The 21270-nt window shown below is 68.7% G+C and carries 4 protein-coding genes; all 4 read left to right on the forward strand.

Translation table 11 applies throughout. From position 1 onward, the window contains the following. The first annotated feature begins 58 nt into the window (after window positions 1–58). A complete protein-coding gene (locus M5D76_RS04675) occupies window positions 59–916 on the forward strand; it encodes a hypothetical protein (RefSeq protein WP_248922219.1) in 858 nt (285 codons plus the stop codon). Window positions 917–1346: 430 nt separating this feature from the next. Next, window positions 1347–2147 carry a YebC/PmpR family DNA-binding transcriptional regulator gene (locus M5D76_RS04680; protein ID WP_248922220.1) on the forward strand — a complete coding sequence of 267 codons (801 nt, stop codon included), beginning with the start codon at window positions 1347–1349 and terminating at the stop codon, window positions 2145–2147. Window positions 2148–2644: 497 nt separating this feature from the next. Next, window positions 2645–4945 carry a lectin like domain-containing protein gene (locus tag M5D76_RS04685; protein WP_248922221.1) on the forward strand — a complete coding sequence of 767 codons (2301 nt, stop codon included), beginning with the start codon at window positions 2645–2647 and terminating at the stop codon, window positions 4943–4945. 295 nt (window positions 4946–5240) lie between these two features. Continuing rightward, window positions 5241–21128 (forward strand): InlB B-repeat-containing protein, encoded by a 15888-nt coding sequence (locus M5D76_RS04690; protein WP_248922222.1) that lies wholly within the window; start codon window positions 5241–5243, stop codon window positions 21126–21128. Window positions 21129–21270: the final 142 nt, after the last annotated feature.

Raw genomic sequence — 21270 nt, forward strand, 5'->3', positions numbered from 1 at the left:
CTCCCGGGCCCGCGCGCCACAGGCCGGCACACGCCACACCGAGACCGATGGGGGAGAGATGAGACTTGCACAGCTAAGAAGGGCCTGCGCCCTGCTCGTCGCAGCCGTCGCGGTCTGCGCCCTCGCCGGCTGCGCCTTCCTGGGCGAGCCCGCGAGCACCGAGGACCTCCTCGTGCGCTTCGCCGCCCATCCCGACTGCGGCAACTACGCCATGGAGGGCTCTGCCGACCTCGTGGTGAAGGCTGCCGGGTTCCGCACGCGCATCCCCGTCGACATCTCGGGCAGCGCCGCCGCGACGACCGCGCGCGGGACCGTCGACGTCGACCTCTCCTCGGTCGGAGGGTCGCGCCACACCTATATGGGCTACGTCGAGCAGCAGGGGCCGAGCGTCGTGGCCTACGTCACGCGCCCCAACGACGCGCCGGGCGCGTGGAGTCGTGCTGAGGTCACCCTGCCGACCAAGATCGACGTCGCCACGGTGGTCAGGGTCCTCTCCGAGGCAAAGTTCATGCGCGTCGCCTACGACTCCGACGACCAGGTCGCCTACGAGCTCTCCATCCCCGCGGCCTCCGCGCTGCGCGCCTTCGTGGGCTCGGGCGACATCTCCGCCTCCTTCGCCGACGTGGACGTCGACCAGATCGTCGACCTCCTCGGCGACGGCGAGCTGCGCGTCCGCTTCGACCGCGAGTGCCGCCCGCGCTCCGTCGCCTTCGACCTCGAGTTCAGCGTGCCCGCAGGCGACGGCGTGCCGGTGCCCGTCAAGGCGAACCTGAACGTGGCGCTTGCCTTCTCCGGCCACGGCAGCGTGACCGAAGCCGAGGCTAGCGTGCCCTCCAAGGTCGCGGACTCCGCCAAGCTGACCGACGATCCCTTCGCCGTCGAGGCGCTCGTTCGCGAGGTCACGCCCGGCTCCTAGGATCTCTGTGCCTGGCATCCGCGCTCCCGAGGCGTCCGCCGATGCAAAACCCACCCTCCGTGGAAAGATTTCGAGTGTGCGTGAGCAGTTTTGCCCTTCCGTGGCAAGTTCTTACGGCATCCGCTCGGCGTCTAACGCCTTTGCCGTGAATACTTTCACGGCTTACCTGCGCGAACGTCTGTTTTTATGCAGCATGCCCGCGTGAGAGCCCCCGGCCGGGGGAGGGCGATTGTGCACGGAGGGCGCTTTTTGCTCGGCCGGTTCGCGAATCTTCGCACGGGACCACGTTTTTGCACCAGGGCGGCGAAGGGCTCCCTTCGATGTGGGCCAATCCGAGGCCGCATGATGGAGCTTCGGATTAACCCCTTGCCCTTGCGTTCCCAATTTCGTATCATTCATATGTTTTTGCCAATGTCAGAAGGAGTATCACATGTCCGGACACTCTAAGTGGGCCACCACCAAGCACAAGAAGGCCGCCATCGACGCCAAGCGCTCGGCGCTCTTCTCCAAGCACTCCCGCAACATCACCGTTGCCGCTCGCACCGGCGGCGACCCCAACCCGGACAACAACGCCTCCCTGGCCGCCGCCGTCGCGCGTGCCCGCATGGTCTCCATGCCCAACGCCAAGATCAAGGCCGCCATCGACAAGGCCTTCGGCACCGGTGCCGAGTCCGTCGTCTACAAGGAGGTCACCTACGAGGGCTACGGCCCCGCTGGCGTCGCCTTCTACGTCGAGTGCCTGACCGACAACCTCAACCGCACCGCGGCTGACGTCCGCTCCGCCTTCACGCACGCGGGCGGCTCGCTGGGCACCTCCGGCTCCGTCGCCTTCCAGTTCACCCGCAAGGGCTCCATCGCGATCGACAAGATCATCAAGTCCGACGACAAGAAGGTCGCCGACCGCGAGAACGCCGTGGACGAGGAGGCCTTCGAGATGGCCGTCCTCGAGGCCGACGGCGAGGACTACGAGGACGCCGGCGAGGAGTGGATCGTCTACACCGCCTACGACCAGATGCAGGCCGTCCAGAAGGCCCTCGAGGCCCAGGGCATCGAGGTCAAGGGCTCCGAGCTCACCATGGTCCCCAACACGCCCAACTCCCTCGAGCTCGCTGACGCCAAGAAGGTCCAGCGCCTCATCGACAAGCTCGAGGAGCTTGACGACGTCCAGAGCGTCTACACCTCCATGGAGGTCTCCGACGAGGTCGCCGAGCAGCTCGCTGCCGAGGACTAGTCGCCAGCGGCCCCTGCCACGCACGCAGATCGAACGCACGCCCCCGAGGCTCCTCGGGGGCTTTTTTTGTTAGGTAACGGCCACTGCCACACGCCCCCGTGCTCGGGGCCGTGCATGACAGCGAGCGTCCTCGCCCACCCGCGAGGGTCCGTGCCCGACGATGGCCTCTCGGCGCTCGAGCGTGCTCGCGCGCAGGTTGGCGTCCGGGTGTGGGAGTGCTCATCACGTGCCGAGAAGAGAACGGCCTCTGCTTCCTGCGCCCCCTTTGCGGCGCGGCGCCTCGCCGTACGGCGCTCGCTGAGCCCCCTTGCGTCTTCTGGGGTTGCGGAACTCTACACATCGCCTCCACGACTGACGGGCCGCTGCCGCATCCGTCCTTCCTTTGCGTACCGATTGCCGAGCGGGGGCGAGCCTTCAGTCTGCCTTCAGGTAGCTTTCGAACTATCGGAATCGCGTCGGGGACGATGCGCGTCCCCGCCGGACAGAGAGGAGGCCTTATGTTAGGTCGCCGCAGTTCCAAGTTTCGGTATGTGCCGCTCGTCGGCCTGTTGGGGGTGACGCTTGCCGCGTCGCTGGTCCCCGGCGTCGCCGGGGCGGACCAGTCCATCAGCACGGACGTCCCCGAATGGGCCCAGGACACCGGGGAGTCGACCCCTGATGCCATGACGACGCAGGCCGCGCTTCCGTCAAAGTATGACCTCAGAGACGACGGGCTCGTCACCCCGGTCAAGCAGCAGGGCCCGTTCCAGTCCTGCTGGTCGTTCGGTGGCACCGCCGCGTGCGAGAGCTCGCTCCTTTCGGCAGCGGGAACGACCTACGCAGAAACCGTCGCCAAGGGTAATCCTTTAAACCTCTCCGAGCGTCATCTGGTCTGGTACTCCCTGACTCCCGTCTCGGCAGCGGACGATCCCGCGCAGGCCGGCGAGGGTACGCAGCTCAAGAGCGAGGACATCAACGCCCCCTTTGACAACGGCGGCAACAGCATCATGATGACCTCGCTCTACGCGCAGGGCGTCGGCCCCCTGCCGGAGGCGGCCTTCCCGTACCGCGGCAAGGATGCCCGCACCACGCTCGACGACTTTGACGAGGATCCGGACGCCGCCACCAGGGCCCAGCTTGAGAAGGAGGCCGCTGCAGCAGGCAAGACCTACGAAGCGTACCTGCATGAACTCGCCGAAGCACGTCATCTAACCGATGATGAGGCATTTGCTCGGTACAAGGAGCTCCTGCGCAGCCAAACCGCTGAGACCATGACCTACAGCAGCAAGGACGACTGGCGTGTCCCCGAGGTTGACGGAATGGGCCGTAGCACCCGCCTGCTCACCGCTGGCTACGTGCTCAAGAGCGGCAACTTCCTGCCGGACTACTGGGTTGGCGGCGCGATCAACACCGACGCCCAGCGCGCCATGAAGCAGGAGCTGCTCAACGGCCGCGGCATCATGCTCACCTACCACGCCCCGGGAATGACCGAAAAGGGCACGACCGACAAGACCTTCGCCAACACCACCGACGACGGCGGGGTGATGTTCAGCCAGTACGTCTACGATGATAACCAGCCCCCCAATCACGGCGTCTGCATCGTTGGCTACGACGACAACTATCCTGCGACCAACTTCGCAGAGACGGCCCCCGGCAACGGCGCCTGGATCGTCAAGAACAGCTGGGGCTCCGAGACCGACTGCGAGCCCGACGAGCTGGGCAACGTGGTGAGTCGCAAGGCCTACGGTGCCAAGGAAAACGGCAAGGCGACGGGCTACTTCTACCTCTCCTACTACGACAAGACCATCTCGGGACAGGAGACCGTGGAGTTCAGCACGAACCTCGCGGGCGAGGGCACGTTCCAGACCATGCAGTACGACTACATGAACCTGCAGGCCTTCAAGAAGGTCGGCGGTACCGAGGACGTGACGAGCTCCGCCAACGTCTTCAAGGCCGACGAGAACATCGTGGTCCGCAGCGCCTCGACGATGACCGGCGAGGAGAACATGCGCGTCACGTTGGCCGTCTACCTGCTCGACGACGGCGCGACCAACCCCACCGACGGCACCCTGGTCGCACGCGCGTCCAACAACTTCGAGTACTCCGGCTTCCACCGCATCGACCTCGACAACCCCATCGACGTCAAGGCGGGCCAGCGTGTCGCGGTCGTCTCGACCGCGTCCAAGGTGAGCACGGACGGCAAGCGCGTGTACGAGGCAAGCGCAAGCTCCGCCACCAAGGAAACCGACACGAACGTCACCACCGCCGTGGTCAACAAGGGCGAGAGCTTCATCTACACGGGCGGTGCCTGGAAGGACTGGAAGGACTACCTCGCCGCCGAGAACGATGCGAACACTTCGATTGACAACTTCTCGATCAAGCTCTACGCCACGCCCGGCGAGCCCGACCCCGTCGACGAGGGGCAGAACGTGTACCGCCTCTATAACCCCTACACGGGCGAGCACTTCTACACCACGAGCGCGGAGGAGCGCGACCACCTCGCCTCCGTCGGCTGGAACGACGAGGACCTTGGCTGGGTCTCCCCGAAGGAGAGCGATGAGCCGGTTTACCGCCTCTACAACCCCTACGCGGGTGACCACCACTACACCACGTCGGCCCTCGAGCGCGACGAGCTCGTGAAGGTCGGCTGGCTCGACGAGGGCATCGGCTGGTACTCCGGCGGCGACACGCCGGTCTACCGCCAGTACAACCCCAACGCGACGGTCGGCACCCACAACTTCACGACCTCCAAGTTCGAGAACGACGAGCTCGTGAAGGCCGGCTGGAGCGAGGAGGGCATCGCCTGGATGTCGATGTAGGCTGACGCCGCACATCCGGCAGCGCCTCGAGCGCCAGACATCACGCAAGAGGGGAGGGGTCCGCGCCAGCGGGCCCCTCCCTTTCTGCGTTTCGGCAGCGCAGTCGAGAAGAGCGTGCCTCCTCGCTCGGTCAGCCGCCGACAAAATGCGACCCATCGACTGACAGGTGCCCCGAACACGTCATATGTCGTGCGTATCCGCTGGTAAAGTTTATAAAACTATGCAATTTCACTCGGTCTTTTCGCGCCTTTCGGCGCGGCCGCCCCACCGGGGGCGAAGACGACTGGAGGACACCATGGGCAAGTCCAGCACGCCGCTTTCCAAGGGCAGGGTCGCGGGCATCGTTGCGGCATCGCTTCTCGCCGCCGCGCTTGCAGGCACCGGAGCGCTCGCCTTCGCGCGTGCCCGCGCCGAGGCTGCAGCCGCGGAGGAGACCCAGCGCGAGGTAGAGGCCGCCGCGCGCATGGAGGAGGAGCACGACCGCGCCCTCCAGGCCGCGGCAGACGAGCGCGCCAGCCTCGAGCCGCAGGCCGAGAAGGTCACCGTCACCTTCAAGAACGGCGATGCGACCGTCGCCACCATCGAGCAGACGGTCGGCGCAGCCTGGCAGTTCCCCGCGAACCCCACGCCCGCCAGCGGCTACTACTTCAGTGGCTGGTACACGCAGTCCGGCCAGGGCGGCATGCGCTACAACGCGCTCGACAAGGTGACCTCCTCGGCGCCCACCACCCTCTACGCCCAGTACGGTAAGGACGAGACCTTCTACGTCCTGGTGGACGACACCGACGGCGACGGCGTGAAGGACCACATGACCTTTACCGCCGATAGCGCGGCGACCACGGGCCGCACCCTCGGGACCGACTACTACCGCGGCTACACCAACTACGACTACGCCTTCTTCTCCGGCCGCAAGGCCGAGTGGAACCAGCCCAAGAACCCCGACCGCATCCGCAAGGTCACGTTCGACGCCAGCTTCAAGGACGTCCAGCCTGTCAACATCAACGGCTGGTTCATGGACTTCCAGACCGACCACCGCGTGTTCGAGCCGCTCACCGAGTTCGAGAACTTCGCCTACTTCGACACCTCGCGAACCAAGAACATCGCCAACTCGTTCCGCGGCCTCGCGAGCCTCAAGACAATCGACGTCTCGAGCCTCGACACCTCTGCGGCCGAGTACATGGACCGTGCCTTCTTCTCCAACACGTCCGTCGAGAGCATCAACCTCTCGGGCTGGCGCATGAACTCGGTCGCCGCCCTCGAGTACATGTTCAACGAGTGCCCCAAGCTCAAGACCGTCAACATGGCGGGCGCCACCGCGCCGGTGGTGACCAACACCCAGTACATGTTCGGCAACTGCCAGTCGCTCACCATGGTCGACCTCTCGGGCGTCAACCTCAGCAACGTGACCAACGCGACCAACATGTTCTACAACTGCTCGTCGCTCAAGACGATCATCACGGCCGAGGGCGCCAACATGACGGGCGCCAACTGCACCAACACCTTCTATAACAACAACGCGCTCGTCGGCCTCTCGGTCGACGCCAACGGCGTGAGGCGCACCACCACCTTCGCGGCGAAGAAGAACGTGGGCGCGACCTTCGCCAAGACCCGCACGCCGAGCCAGGAGGGCTACTTCACCGCGGCCGACGCCAACACCTCCTACGGCATCACCTACCACTACAACGCCGACGGCCTCGACGTCACCAACAGCGTCAAGTGCATGAAGTACGACGTGGGCGGCTCCTATCCCACCATCGCGAGCGCCCTGTGGTCGCGCATGGGATACCACGCCACCGGCTGGAACACGGCGCCCGACGGCTCGGGCACGAGCTTCGGCTTCGCCCAGAAGCTCGCGGCCGACCTCGGTGACACCGACCTCTACCTGCAGTGGGAGGCCAACACCTACAGCGTCCGCTTCGACGCCAACGGCGGTGTCGGCTCGCCCGCGCCCGTCGCGGACGTCGCCTACGCCACGGGCCAGGTCACCATGCCCACCACGACCGACGTCACGCGCGAGGGCTACGCCCTTCTCGGCTGGGCGCTCACGCCCACGGCCACGCAGAAGGCCTACGACTCCGGCGCCACCTACGGCCAGCTCTCTGCGGTCCACGGAGACGAGCTCACCCTCTATGCCGTCTGGTCGCCCGAGAAGTACACGGTCACCTTTGACGGCAACACGGCAAACGGGGGCACCGCGTACTCCCAGAACGCGACCGAGACCTTCGACGCTAAATACGCGATGCCGAGCTCCAATCCCACGCCCGCGAGCGGCTACTACTTCAGCGGCTGGTACACCGCGCCCGTGGGCGGCCAGCGCATCTCGGCCACGAGCACGGTCAAGATCCTGGCGCCCACCACGCTCTACGCGCAGTACATCAAGGACCAGACGTTCTACGTCCTCGTGGACGACACCGACGGCAACGGCACCAAGGACCTCCTCACCTTCACGGCTGACGCGGCGGCAACGACCGGGCGCACCCTCAACGTGGACTACTTCACGGGCAACACCACCAAGATGTACGACCTCGTGGGCGGCCAGTCCGACGCGAGCAAGTACGCCGACTGGAACAAGCCCTCCACGGGCCTCAAGATCACCAAGGTCCGGTTCGACCAGAGCTTCAAGACCGTCCAGCCCCGATCGATCAGCGGCTGGTTCGGCAACAGGTTCAACCAGAACGTCAAGAACTTCGAGCGCCTGAGCTCCTTCGAGAACTTCGAGTACCTGGACACCTCGAAGACCGAGTCGTTCGCCTGCGCCTTCCGCGACCTGCCGGCGCTCGCGACGCTCGACCTTTCCAGCATGGACACCTCGGCCGCACTCGACATGAACCGCGCCTTCTACAACGAGTCCATCAGCACCTCCACGCTGCGCTCGGTCAACATCTCCGGCTGGAAGATGGACAACGTCACCACCATGGCGTCCATGTTCGTCAACTGCGCGGCACTGACGGACCTCAACATGAGCGGCGCCACCGCGTCGGCGCTTACGGACATCGAGGGCATGTTCTCGAACTGCCGCAGCCTCCAGGTCATCGACCTTTCGGGCTTTGACCTCAGCCACGTGACGACGACGAATCGCACCTTCAGCGGCTGCTCGAAGCTCAAGACGATCCTCGTGGCCGAGGGTACGGACCTGACTGGCGTGACTGACAATGACCACACCTACTACGGCTGCACTAACCTCGTGGGCAAGTACTACAACGCGGCCGGCGGCGTCTCGGGTCAGCGCGCCTTCACGAGCGCAGAGATCGGCGCGACGTACTCCAAGGCGTGCACGCCCGCAAACGACGGCTACCTCACGCCCGCCACGCGCTTCAACTCCTATGGCGTGACCTATCACATGAACGCCGGCGGCATGGACGTGAGTTCCACCTCCACGTCGCTGCTCCACTCGATCATCGGCTCGTATCCCACGCTCGCGAGCGCCCTCTGGACGCGCGAGGGCTACCACGCGCTCTCCTGGAACACGGTTGCCGCCCCCACGGCCGAGCAGCCTGGGCAGACCCTCGCATTCGGATCGAAGCTTCCCGCCGCCCTCGAGCCTGCGGCCAACGGAAGCCTCGACCTCTACCTCCAGTGGGCACCCAACACCTACAGCGTGCAGTTTGACGGCAACGGAGGCACGACCACAGCCGCCGCGATGAGCGACGTGCCCTACGAGGACGCCCGCATCCTGCCGGACGCCACCACCGTGCACCGCGACGGATACATCTTCAAGGGTTGGGGCCTCACGCCCACGGCCACCGCGAAGGCCTACGACGGTGGCCAGCAGGTGAGCAAGCTCTCCTCGATCGACCGCGACACCGTCACGCTCTACGCCGTGTGGGAGGGCCCCAACGCCTACAAGATCACCTTCGACGCCAACGTCGACAACGGTGGCACCACCGTGACCGAGACCGAGGGCTTCACCAAGGTCTCCAACACGAAGCTCACCAAGGACGAGCGCTACAGCGAGAACTTCGCCCTCCCCGAGGCGCCCGTTGCCCAGGAGGGCTACAAGTTCAGCGGCTGGTACACGCAGGCGACTGACGGCGTGCGCGTCTCGACCAACATGGCCAACTTCTTCTCGGAGCCCGGCACGCTCTACGCGCAGTACATCAAGGAGACCGAGTTCTACGCCGTTATGAAGGATAACGACAACAACGGCACCAAGGACCAGCTGATTTTCACCACCGACCTCACGGCGTACCCTGGCGAGACCTACTTCACGGCGTCAAGCACGGACTCGTATTATAGGGGCCTCGACGACTATCTGCCGCCCTGGAACGCCAAGAACTACTACCAGAACGTGGACGGCATCAAGGCCGACATCAAGAAGGTCACCTTCGACCCCACCTTCAAGGACGTCCAGCCCTACAGCCTTTACGGCTGGTTCCTCAACCGCCAGGTCGGGACGACGGTCGCCTCGACGGACCGCTTGAACTTCAAGAGCCTCACGACATTCGAGAACTTCGAGTACCTCGATACCTCGCGCACCGAGATCTTCTCCAACTCGTTCCGCGGCCTCACGGCTATCACGAGCCTCGACCTCTCAAAGCTCAACACGTCGGCTGCTACCACGACCGACCGCATGTTCCTGGGGTGCACCAACCTGAAGGAGGCAAACATCTCCGGATGGAACATGCTCAACAACTCGAGCGTCGCCTTCATGTTCAACATGTGCTCCAAGCTCGAGACGGTGAACATGAGCGGCGTGAAGGCGCCCGCCGTCGAGGACATGCAGTGCATGTTCGGCTACAACCAGGCGAACGGCGAGCGCGGCGACCTCGGAAACAGCCCGTGCCTGAAGTCACTCGACCTCTCCGGCTTCGACCTCAGCAAGGTCACCAACGCCTACAACGCCTTCTATGGCTGCAGGGACCTCACGACGATCCTCTGCGCGGACACCACCTCGGCGTTCAATAACCCTGCGCTCAGGGAGACGATTCCCACCGCGTCGAGCGGCGTCCCGGGAGCGAGGGGCTACTACGACCTCTTCGGAGGATGCGGCAATCTCGTCGGAAAGTACTACAGCCCCGCCGCCGTTAAGACGACGAAGGTGCCCGACATGCCCACCACCAAGGAAGGCAATTTCTATATCAGGTACACGGCCGCCTACGGCAAGGCGCGCACCCTGAACGACCACGGCTACCTCACGCCGCTCACCAAGTACAACTCCTTCGACATCGTCTACCACATGAACGCCGAGGACGGCTCTGACGCCACGCAGGTCTCGGCGGCTCCCATCAGCGCGCTCGGTGCGGGATTTGCCAAGGTCGCCAGCGGCCTCTGGTCCAACCCCGGCTTCAAGGCCGTCTCCTGGAACACCAAGCCCGACGGATCGGGCACCACCTACGAGTTCGGCCAGTCCTTCACGGCGACCGACGAGCCCGCCGCCAACACCTCGATCGACCTCTACCTGCAGTGGAAGCCCAACACCTACGTCCTCACGCTTGACGCCAACGGCGGCTCGGGTTCGGTCAACGCCAAGGAGTACGGCTACAACAACTCCGAGTCCCACGGCTTCACCGACCAGATCACGCTGCCCATCTGGAGCAAGAACGGCATCTATCGCGACGGCTACGAACTTCTCGGCTGGTCGCTCTCCAAGACCAAGACCACGCCCGACGAGGGCTTCGAGGCCGGCGCCAAGGTGAGCCGCCTCACCAAGATCGACGGCGACGTGGTGACCCTCTACGCGATCTGGAAGATACGCGACTACAAGGTGACCATCGACCTCAACGGGGCCGAGGGCACCTGGACGCCCCCGACCGGGTTTGCGCCGGTCGCCGGCAGCGAGGGCGTGTACGAGAAGAGCAACATCGACTTCGCGACCACGGCCAGCCTCGCGTCGCCCAGCCGCGCCGGCTACACGTTCGCCGGCTGGAAGGTGACCGACGCCGAGGGCACGGCCGTCAAGACCACGGTCGCCGCGTCGGGCAGCCCGCGCGAGCTCAAGATGGGCTCGGGCGACGCCACGGTGACGGCCACCTGGAAGGTCACGCCGCCCACCGCCACGGGCGGCCTCACCTACAACGGCGAGGCGCAGACCGTCATGGGGGTCGCGCCCGGCCACAAGATCGTCTCGGTCGCGCCGTCGGGCGCCACCACGTCCACGTCGGGGTACGGCATCTACGGTCCCGGCGCTGACGAGGGCAAGGCCTACGTCACCGACGCCGGCACCTACGCGATCACGGTCGCCCTCTCGGACGCCGCCAAGGCCACGGGCGCCACCTGGGACGACGGCACCACGTCCGACAAGGTGATCGACGCGACCATCGGCCGCCTCACCATCGAGAGCGCGCAGATCAGCGTCGACGACGTCACCTTCACGGGCTTCGAGCAGCGCCCCGAGCCCACGGTGGCCTGCACCATCGGCACCACCACCTACACCCTGCAGAAGGACGTCGACTACACGCTCGCCTGGTCCAACAACGTCCACGCGGCCGACAAGTCCGCCGCCGCGGCGCCCACCGTCACGGTGACGGCCATTCCCACGAGCAACGTGGCCTACGGAAACACGCAGGGCGAGCAGAGCGCGACCTTCTCGATCGCCAAGCGCTCCCTGGCCGAGCCCGGCACGGGCGCCCAGGTCACGTTCGCAGAGATTCCCGACCAGACCTACACGGGCGCCGCGCTCGAGCCCGCGCTCACGGTCTCGCTCGTAAGCGACGCAGGCACCTACACGCTGCCGGCCGCAGACTTCGACAGCTCCTGGTCGACCAACGTTGACGTGACCAATGCCGCGCAGGCCACGGCCACCGCGACGGCCACCGGCGACTTCACGGGCGCGGCCACCACCACGTTCAAGATCGTGCCCGCCGACATCTCGCGCGCCACCGTCACGCTCAACAGCGCCACGGGCGCCTACGACTTCGAGGGCGTGGCCCTCACGCTTCCCGCGGACGTCTCGGTGGCCTCCGCCACGCTCGACTACAACGGCGACAACGTGGCCGAAGCGCTCGTGGGGGATCGCGACTTCACGGCAACGCTCGCGACTGCCGCCGGCTCTCCCATCGACTCGATTGGCGCCGTGGGCAGCTACAACGTCGCCCTCACGGGCAGGGGCAACTTCACCGGCGTGGCGCTCGCGCCCGTCACGGTCGGCCCCAGGCACTACGACGTCACCTTCGACGCCAACGCCGGCTCCTTCTCCGGCGCCACGGCCGTCACGCTCGACGAGACCTACGACAGCGCCTACGCGCTGCCCGCGCCGGCGCCCACCCTGCCCGGCCTCTCGTTCGCCGGCTGGTGGACCAACAACCCCGCGACGGCCGCCGACCCCTACGGCGAGGCCGCGGGCGCCGACTGGGGCGAGAACGTCACCTCGACGACCATCGTGGGCAAGATCGAGGGCGGCGCGACGACCCTCTACGCAAGGTGGAGCCGCGACAGCTTTGCCGCGACCTTCTCGGCGGACCACGGCGTCACGCTCACGGGCACCGCGGGCATCCTCGACGACGCCAGCAACGCCCAGGTCGAGTACGGCCGCTCGGTGCCGGCGGGCATCGGCGTCGAGACCGGCAGCTACACCTTCCTGGGCTGGGCCTATAGCGTGACCGAGCCCGACGGCACCGTCCGCACCGGCATGGTCGACGACTACGCGACCGTCGCCGTCACGGGCACGGCCACGTTCACGGCGCGCCTCGTCGAGACCACCTTCGTCGCGGCCGAGGCCACCGATGGCCTCGTGGGCGTGGGTGCGGACGCGCGCGCCACGGCGGCCTCCGCCTCGGCCGAGAGCCTCGCGACCGTCGAGGGCCAGCGCGTCGCCTACGCGCCCGTGAACGAGAACTACGAGCTCGACTCCGTCACGGTCACCGACCTCGCGGCGCCGGGGCAGCAGGCGCACTCCGCCACGGTCGCGCCCGGCGCCACGTCGTTCGCCCTCGACGGCAAGACCTATGCCTGCAGCTGGGCCAAGGACGGCGACGACGCCGGCACCCTCACGCTCGGCGCGCCGGGCGAGGCGGGCATGTCGCTCACGGTGAGCTTCTCCTACACCATCAAGACGACCACCTTCCACGTGAAGGCCTACAAGCAGGACGTCGACCTCGACGAGGACGCCTCCACCTTCGCGGAGGACACGTCGATGGGCTACGTCAGCGGCCTAGTCGAGGCGGGGTCGGCCATCGAGGTCAAGCCCGCCGACACCGAGGGCTTTACCTTCTCCTACGCCGTCGTCGAGAACCCGGCCACGGCGAACACGTCCACCGCGCGCCACGACGGCGCGACCATCGTGAGCCTCTACTACACGCGCAACACCTACGCCTACACGGCCACCTTCAAGGACGGCGCCGGCGCCACGCTTGCGCCCGCCACCTCGGGCACGGCCGCCTACGGCGCGACGCTCGGCCTCAAGGGCACGACGCCTGCGCCCAAGGTCGCGCTCGAGGCGCCCACGGTCGCGGGCTTCGGTCCCGCCACCGCCACGACCATCACCATGGGCGTGGACGAGAAGAGCAACGTCCTTTCCGCCACCTACGCCGAGGCCGCATACGCCGTCACGGTCGATCCCAACGGCGGCGCCTGGACCCAGGCCGGCTTCACGCCGCAGCCCGACGGCACCTACAGGCGCGACGCCGACCTGGCCTACCGCTCCACCCAGACGCTCGAGGCACCCACGCGCGCGGGCTACGCCTTCGCGGGCTGGGTCGCCTCCGGCGCCTCGACCGCCGTCTCCGGCGGCACCCTCACGCAGGGCACCGAGGCCTCGGTCGTGACCGCCACCTGGACGGTCGCGGCGCCGGCCGCCACCACGCGCACCTACGACGGCACGGCGCAGGTCGTCGTGGCGGCGGGGGAGGGCTACGAGCTCGCCATCGCCCCGGCCGCGGGCTCCACCGCCAAGGCCGACGGAGCAAGCGCGACGTCCTCCGGCGCGCTCGCCACCCACGCCGGAACCTACGAGGTGACGGCCACGCTGCGCGCGGGCGACCGCAACGTCACCTGGGCCGACGGCACGACCGCGCCCAAGGTGGTCCTCGCCACCGTCGAGCGCGCCACCAACAGCTGGACCGCGTCGCCCGCCTGCGCGAGCGTCACCTACGGAACGGCGCTCTCGCCTTCGGCCACGCCGCGCTTCCCGCTCGAGGGCGCCACAGTCGCCTGGGACTACGCCGCGACGGCGGTCGGGCCCTTCTCGGAGGTGGCCCCCACCGAGGTCGGCACCTACGTGGCCCGCGCCACGGTCGAGGCGACCGACGACTACGCGGGCCTCACGGGCACGGCGCCCTTCGCGATCGGCCAGCTCGCGCTCGCCGACGCCAACGTCGACGCCATCGCCGAGCAGGGCTACACGGGATCGGCCGTCACGCCGCCCGTCACCGTGCGCGACGGCGCGCGCGTGCTCGCCAACGGGACCGACTACACGGTCACCTACGAGTCCAACGTCGACGTCGGAACCAACACCGCCGTCGCCGTCGTCGAGGGCCGCGGCAACTACGCCGGCACCGTGCGCAAGGCCTTCTCCATCGGCCGCGCGCCCATCGCCAAGCCCACCGCCACCGCGCTCACCTACAACGGGTCGGCCCAGGTCGGCGTCGCGGTCGCCACGGGCTTCACCCTCGAGGTGACCATGGCGCCCGCCGCGGCCACCGGCTACGGCGTCTACTGGCTCGACGGGACCGAGATCGGCAGCGCCTACTTCACGACCGCCGGCACCTACACGGTCGTCGCCACGCCGGACGCCAACCACCGCTGGGACGACGGCAGCGTCGCGCCCCACACCCTCACCGTCACGGTCGCGCCCTTCGACATCTCCGGCGGCGAGCTCGCCGAGGTCGCGCCCCTCACCTACACGGGCGAGGCGCAGCAGCCGGCGCCGGCCCTTCTCGTCGACTACACGGGCGACCTCGTGGACGACCAGGTGAACGAGGGCCGCGACTACAGTCTCAGCTGGAGCGGCAACACGAACGCCGGCAACGCCACGGTCACGGCCACGGGCACCGGCAACTTCACCGGCACCACGAGCCGCACCTTCCAGATCGAGCCCGTCAAGGTCACGCTGCGCGCCGAGGTTGCCTCGGGCAGCAGCTCCAGCAAGACCTACGACAAGGTCGCGGGCGAGCCCACCTACAACGTCGAGATCGCGGGCCTCACCGAGGACGCCGCCGCCATCGCACGCGCGGCGCTCGCACCCACCGTCCGCCGCACCGACGTCGCGGGCAACCCCACGACCTCGCAGAACGCCGACACCTACGTGATGTGGGTCAGCCACAACGACGATCCCAACTACGACGTCACGGTGGAGAACGGCACCTACATCATCTACAGGCGCCAGCTCACGGTCACGCCCGACGACAAGAGCATGGTCTTCGGCGACGCTCTGCCCGAGCTGACGGGCACCGTCTCGGGCACCTACGCCTCGGGCGACACCGCGGCCTCCATCGGCCTTGCCTACGCCTGCTCCACCGCGGCGGACTCGCCGGCCGGCACCTACCCCGGCGCCATCACGGCCACGATCGCGGACCCCAACTACGAGCTCGCCACCACGCCCGGCACGCTCGCGATCCAGCCGCGCCCCCTCACGGACGCCGCCGTCACGGCCACGCTCGACGGCTCGCTCGAGGGCTCCACCTACGTCTACACCTTCGCGGGCGAGCCCATCCGCCCCGTCGCGTCCGCGAGCATCGCCGCGCCCTCCGTCGCGCGCGAGCTCACCTCGGCCGAGGGAGCGGACTTCACGGCGCAGCTCCTCGACTCCGGCGGCAACCCCGTCGAGGCCATCGGCGCCGCGGGCACCTACACGGTCCGCCTCACCGGCACCAACAACTTCACCGGCACGCGCGACCTCGCCGTCCGCGCGGACAACCTGGGCACCACGGCCACCTTCGACGCCAACGGTGGCATCTTCGACGGCGGCGCCACCACCCAGGGCGTCGCCCAGACCTACTCCACGACTTACGCCGTGCCCGCGCCCGACCCGACCCGCACCTACACCAAGGGCGGCCAGACCTTCACCTACACGTTCGCCGGCTGGTGGACCAAGAACGGCACCACCGACGGCGACTGGGGCCAGCGCGTCACCACGTCGACCACCTGCGAGCTCACGGCCAACGCCACGCTCTTTGCCAAGTGGGAGACCGACCTCGAGAAGAAGGCCTACCACGTCGACCACTACGTGCAGGAGCTCGACTCCACGGGAGCCCCCGCCTGGCCGGCGACCCCGACCGCGACCGACGCTGCGACCGGCCTTCCCGGCGACGACGCCACCTACGTCCAGCGCACCGTCGAGGGCCACACCCTCGACGCCTCCCGCACCACCTTCGCGGACGCCGCGCACCCCGCCCAGGCCGACCCCCTCTATGTCGCCGAGGACGGCTCCACGGTCGTGAGCCTCTACTACGCGATCGACTCCTACCCCGTCACCTGGCAAAACGACGACGCCACCTTCGCGACCAGCTCGGCCTACTATGGCTCCACGGCCACGGCGCCTGCGGCCACGCCCGAGCGCGCGCCCGGCCGCGACTACTCCTACACGTTCGCCCGCTGGGCCGACGAGTCCGGAAACGACTTCAACAACCCCTACCTGCCCGTCACCGGCGCGATCACCTACCACGCCGAGTACACGGCCACGCCGCGCACGTACACGGTCAAGATCGATGCCAACGGCGGCGAGCTGGCCCCGGGCCAGGCGGCCGAGAAGAGCCTCGCCTTCGCCGCGACCCTCGACCTGCCCGATCCCACCTGCGACGCCCGAGGCTGGGTCTTCGACGGCTGGGCGGTCAAGCGCGTGGGCGACGAGGGCGAGGTCGGCACCCTCACGCCGGGCTCCGGCACCACGACCTACACGGGCGGCACGGCCGACGTCAAGATCAGCGCCAAGTGGCGCATCCCCGTGCCCGTCGCCGCCTCGGGCCTCGCCTACAACGCCTCCGAGCAGCAGGTGCTCGCCGCCTCCGACGGCGTGAGGCTCAACTCCATCACGGCCGCGGTCGGCAGCGACAACGAGGGCAAACGCATCGACGAGTACGGCAACGCCGTCGCGACCCACGCCGGCGACTACTCCGTGACGGCCGAGATTTCCGCTGCGGTGCTCGGCGTCGACGAGTCGCTCCTCTCCTGGGCCGACGGCTCCACGGCGCCGCATGTGGTCGCGGCCACCATCGCCCGCGCCTCCAACCAGGTCACGGGCCTCGGCACCGAGCCGGCCGCGCCCGTCTTCGGCGAGGACTACGCCGGCGTCGCCGGCTCCTCCTGGGGCTCGGACACCATCTCCTACTCCTGGGGCCGCGAGGGCACACGCGCCGGCTTCGGCAACACCAAGCCCACCGCCGCTGGCACCTGGCTCGTGCGCGCGACCGTCCCCGAGGGCGACGACTGGGAGGCCGCGGAGGCCACGGTCGCCTTCCAGATCCTGCCCGCCACGCTCGAGAACGCCGTCGTGGCGAGCACGCCGGCCACCTACAACGCCTTCCCGCAGGAGCCCGCCACCACGGTCACGGTCGGCGGCAGGGCCCTCGTGGCCGGGCGCGACTACGTCCTCGAGTACTACGCCGACGAGGCCCTCACCCGCCAGGTCGAGGTCTCCGACATGGTCGCCGCCGGCACCTACTGGGTGAAGGCGGTCGGCGTCGGCAACTACGCCACGCAGTCCGAGGGCGAGGCGCCCGAGTCCTTCAAGGCCGGCGCCTACCAGATCATGCCCGCCGAGCTCACGCTCTCGGCCCAGGCGCTCGCGTCCCGCCCCTACGACGCCACCACCGACGCCACGGCCCAGCTCGACCGCTCCGCGCTCGCGCTCTCGGGCGCGGTCGCCGGCGAGACGCCCACGCTCGACGTCTCCGCGGCCGCGGCCGCGCTCGACTCGCCCGACGTCGGAGAGCGCACGGCCACCGTCTCCGGCGTCGCGCTCGCGGTAGGCAACGCCGCCAACGCCAACTACCGCATCGCGGCGGCAGAGGGCGGGGCCCAGGCCACGGCCGCAGCCACGGTCACGCCGGCGCTCCTCACCGTCTCCGGCATCACCGCGACCCCGCGCGCCTACGACGGCACGACCGCAGTCGAGATCACGGGCGCCCCGCAGATCGCCTCCGGCGTCGTTGCCGGCGAGGGCGTCACGATCGACGCCACGGCGCCGCTCTCCGCAACGCTCGCCGACCCGTCGGCCGGCACGGCGCGGACCGCGACCGTCTCCGGCCTTAAACTCGCGGACGACGCCGGCGCCGCCAACGTCAACCGCAACTACGCCTTCGCCGAGACGACGCTTCCCGTCGACATCGCCCGGGCGAGCCTCACAGTCATCTCGGTCCCGGTCTCGGACAAGGTCTACGACGGCACCACCGCGGCCGCCGCCGTGGTCGGAGGAGCCTCCTTCGTGGGCGTCGTCGCCGGCGAGACGCCGACGCTCGACGGCTCCGCGGCCTCGGCCGCCTTCGCGAGCCCGCGGGCGGGCACGGGCGTCGCCGCCACGGTCAGCGGCCTCGCGCTCGACGTGGATGACCCCACCAACGCCAACTACGAGCTGACCGGCACCACGGTCGCCTCGGCGGCGAACATCCTCAAGGCCACCCTCACGGCGACCTTCGCCCCGGCCTCCCATGGCACCTATGGCGAGGAGATGCCCGCCGACGTCGCCGTCACGGGCTTCGTGGGCGGCGAGAGCGCCTCCACGGCCCTTGGCTACTCCGCGCCCACGGTCGACACCTCGTCGGCCGTCCACGCCGGCACCTATCAGCTTGTGCCCACGGGCGGCACGGCCGACGACTACACCTTCGCCTACGCCGAGGGCACCCTCGTCGTCGACCCCAACCCCAACTCCTGGGTCACGGCCGCGGGCGTCAACCCCACCTCGCTCGTCTTCGGCGACACGTACGAGCCGGTCGGCGAGGCGCGCTTCCAGCAGGCCGGCGAGCCCTCCTTCGAGTACTCGACCGTGCCCACCTTCAGCCCGACCTCAACCACCACGGCCAAGCCCACGGCCGCGGGCCACTACTACGTGCGCGCCTCCGTTGCGGCCACGTCCGACTGGGCGGCCTCGCGATCCGTCGGCGAGTTCGACATCGCGCCGGCAACCTTCGAGCACGCGACGGTCACCTGCGAGACGGCCACCTACACCGGCTCCGCCCAGAAGGCTTCCGTCCAGGTCCGCATCGGCCAGCAGGACCCGCTCAGGGAGGGAGACGACTACGACGTCTCCTGCTGGCTCGACGAGGCCTGTACCCAGCCCGCTCCCGCGGCCGGTCCCACCGATGCCGGCACGTACTGGGTGAAGGCCACCGGCCGCGGCAACTACGCCGGCTCGTCGGCAGTCGGGTCCTACACGATCGCGCCCGCCGAGCTCACCATCACCGGCGGCGTCTCGGTCGCGGGACGCCCCTATGACGCCACGACCTCGGTCGACCCGCAGCTCGTCACGGTGGCGGAGGGCGGCCCGACCTTCACGGGCGCCGTCGCCGGCGAGACGCCCACGCTCGACTGGGCGGCCGTCTCCGCGACGCTCGACGCAGGGTCCGCCGGCACCCACGAGGCCCGCGTCTCGGGCATCGCCTTCGCCGCCGGAAACGACGTCAACCGCAACTACGCGATAGCCGCAGACGAGGCGGGCACCCAGCTCGTCGTCGCCGGCGTCGAGGTCTCCCGCCGCGAGCTGACGCTCGCCGGCGTCACGGCCGTCGCGCGCGACTACGACGGCACCACCGCGGTCGAGCTCGACCTCTCCCAGGCGCGCCTCGACGGCGCCGTCCTCGGCGAGACGCCCGTGCCCGACTTCGCTGCCGTCACCGGCTCCCTTTCCGACGCCGCGGCGGGGGAGGGGCGTGCCGTCGCCGTCACCGGGGCCCGCCTCGCCGACGCTGCGGTCAACGCCAACTACGCGATCGCCGCGGACGGCTCGGGCACCCAGGCCACCGTCCCCGTCACGGTGAGGCCGAAGGCCGTCACCGTCACGTGCGACGCCAAGTCCAAGACCTTCGGCGACGCCGACCCCGAGCTCACTGGCAGCGTCTCTGGCCTCGTGGGCACGGAGTCGCTCGTCGGCCTTGCCTACGGGCGCGACGCGGGCGAGCATGCCGGTGCGCATCGCATCTTCGCCACCTGGGGCGAGAACCCCAACTACGCCGTCACGCTGGTCGAGTCCGACCTGACCATCGTTTCGGCCGACCTCTCGACCGGCGAGGTTCTGCCGATCTCCGACCAGACCTACACGGGCACGGAGCTCGAGCCGGTGCCGACCGTCACCTGGGTCGATTCCCAGGGCGCCACGCACACGCTCGAGCACGGAGTCGACTTCACGCTCGCATACGAGTCCAACGTCAACGTCGGCACCGCATGCGTGACCGTCACGGGCAGGGGCGACTACTATGGCACGCTCGACGCCACGTTCGGTATCGTCCCCGCCGTCGCGCGCACGCCTCAGCCCGTCATCGGCCTCGTCTATGACGGCGAGGCGCAGCTCGGCGTCGACCTCGACGCCCTCTGCGTCGCCGAGGACGAGCGTGCCACGGACGCCGGCGAGCACGTGGCCACCGTCCGCCTCGCCGACCCGGCGAACTGCGTCTGGGAGGACCCGCTGGTCGATCCCGCCGACGCGATCGAGGTCACCTACGCCATCGCCCCGGCCGACATCGCGCAGTCGGCCATAGCGCCGATCGCCGACCAGGTGGAGACCGGAGGTCTCATCGAGCCCGCCCTCGACGTCACGGCCCTCGGCCGCGCGCTCGTCTCCGGCGTCGACTACGAGGCGGCCTACGAGTCCAACGTCGGGGTCGGCACGGCGACGGTCACGATCTCCGGCACGGGCAACTGGACGGGCACGGCGCAGGCCACCTTCAAGATCGTGCCCGACAGGCCCGACGCGATCCCGATGTTCCGCCTCTACAACCCCTACTCGAGCGAGCACTTCTACACCAGCTCCCCCGGCGAGCGCGAGTTCCTGAGCCGCGTCGGCTGGTCCTACGAGGGCGTCGGCTGGTGGGCGCCCATCGAGGGCGGAGAGCCCGTCTACCGCCTCTACAACCCCTACGCCGGAGACCACCACTACACGCCGTCCGCCGGCGAGCGCGACGCGCTCGTGGCGGCAGGCTGGAACTACGAGGGCGTGGGCTGGAACTCCGGCGGCTCCGTCCCGGTGCTCCGCCAGTACAACCCCTACGCCACCGTCGGCACGCACAACTTCACGACCTCCGAGGCCGAGAACGACGCGCTCGTGCGCCTGGGCTGGCACTTCGAGGGCGTGGGCTGGATGGCCGTCATGGCCGGCTAGGCACGCGTCCGGACGCACGACCGACAGGGGAGGGGCCCGCACCCACGGGCCCCTCCCGTTTTGCCTCTGCGTCGGTTGCTGCTAGAATCCACCAGAGCGCGCGGCACCGGGCTAGTCCGCCGCGCGGCCGCACCAGGGGAGG

It is taken from the genome of Olsenella intestinalis (assembly GCF_023276655.1).
GTDB classification, from domain to species: domain Bacteria; phylum Actinomycetota; class Coriobacteriia; order Coriobacteriales; family Atopobiaceae; genus Olsenella_J; species Olsenella_J intestinalis.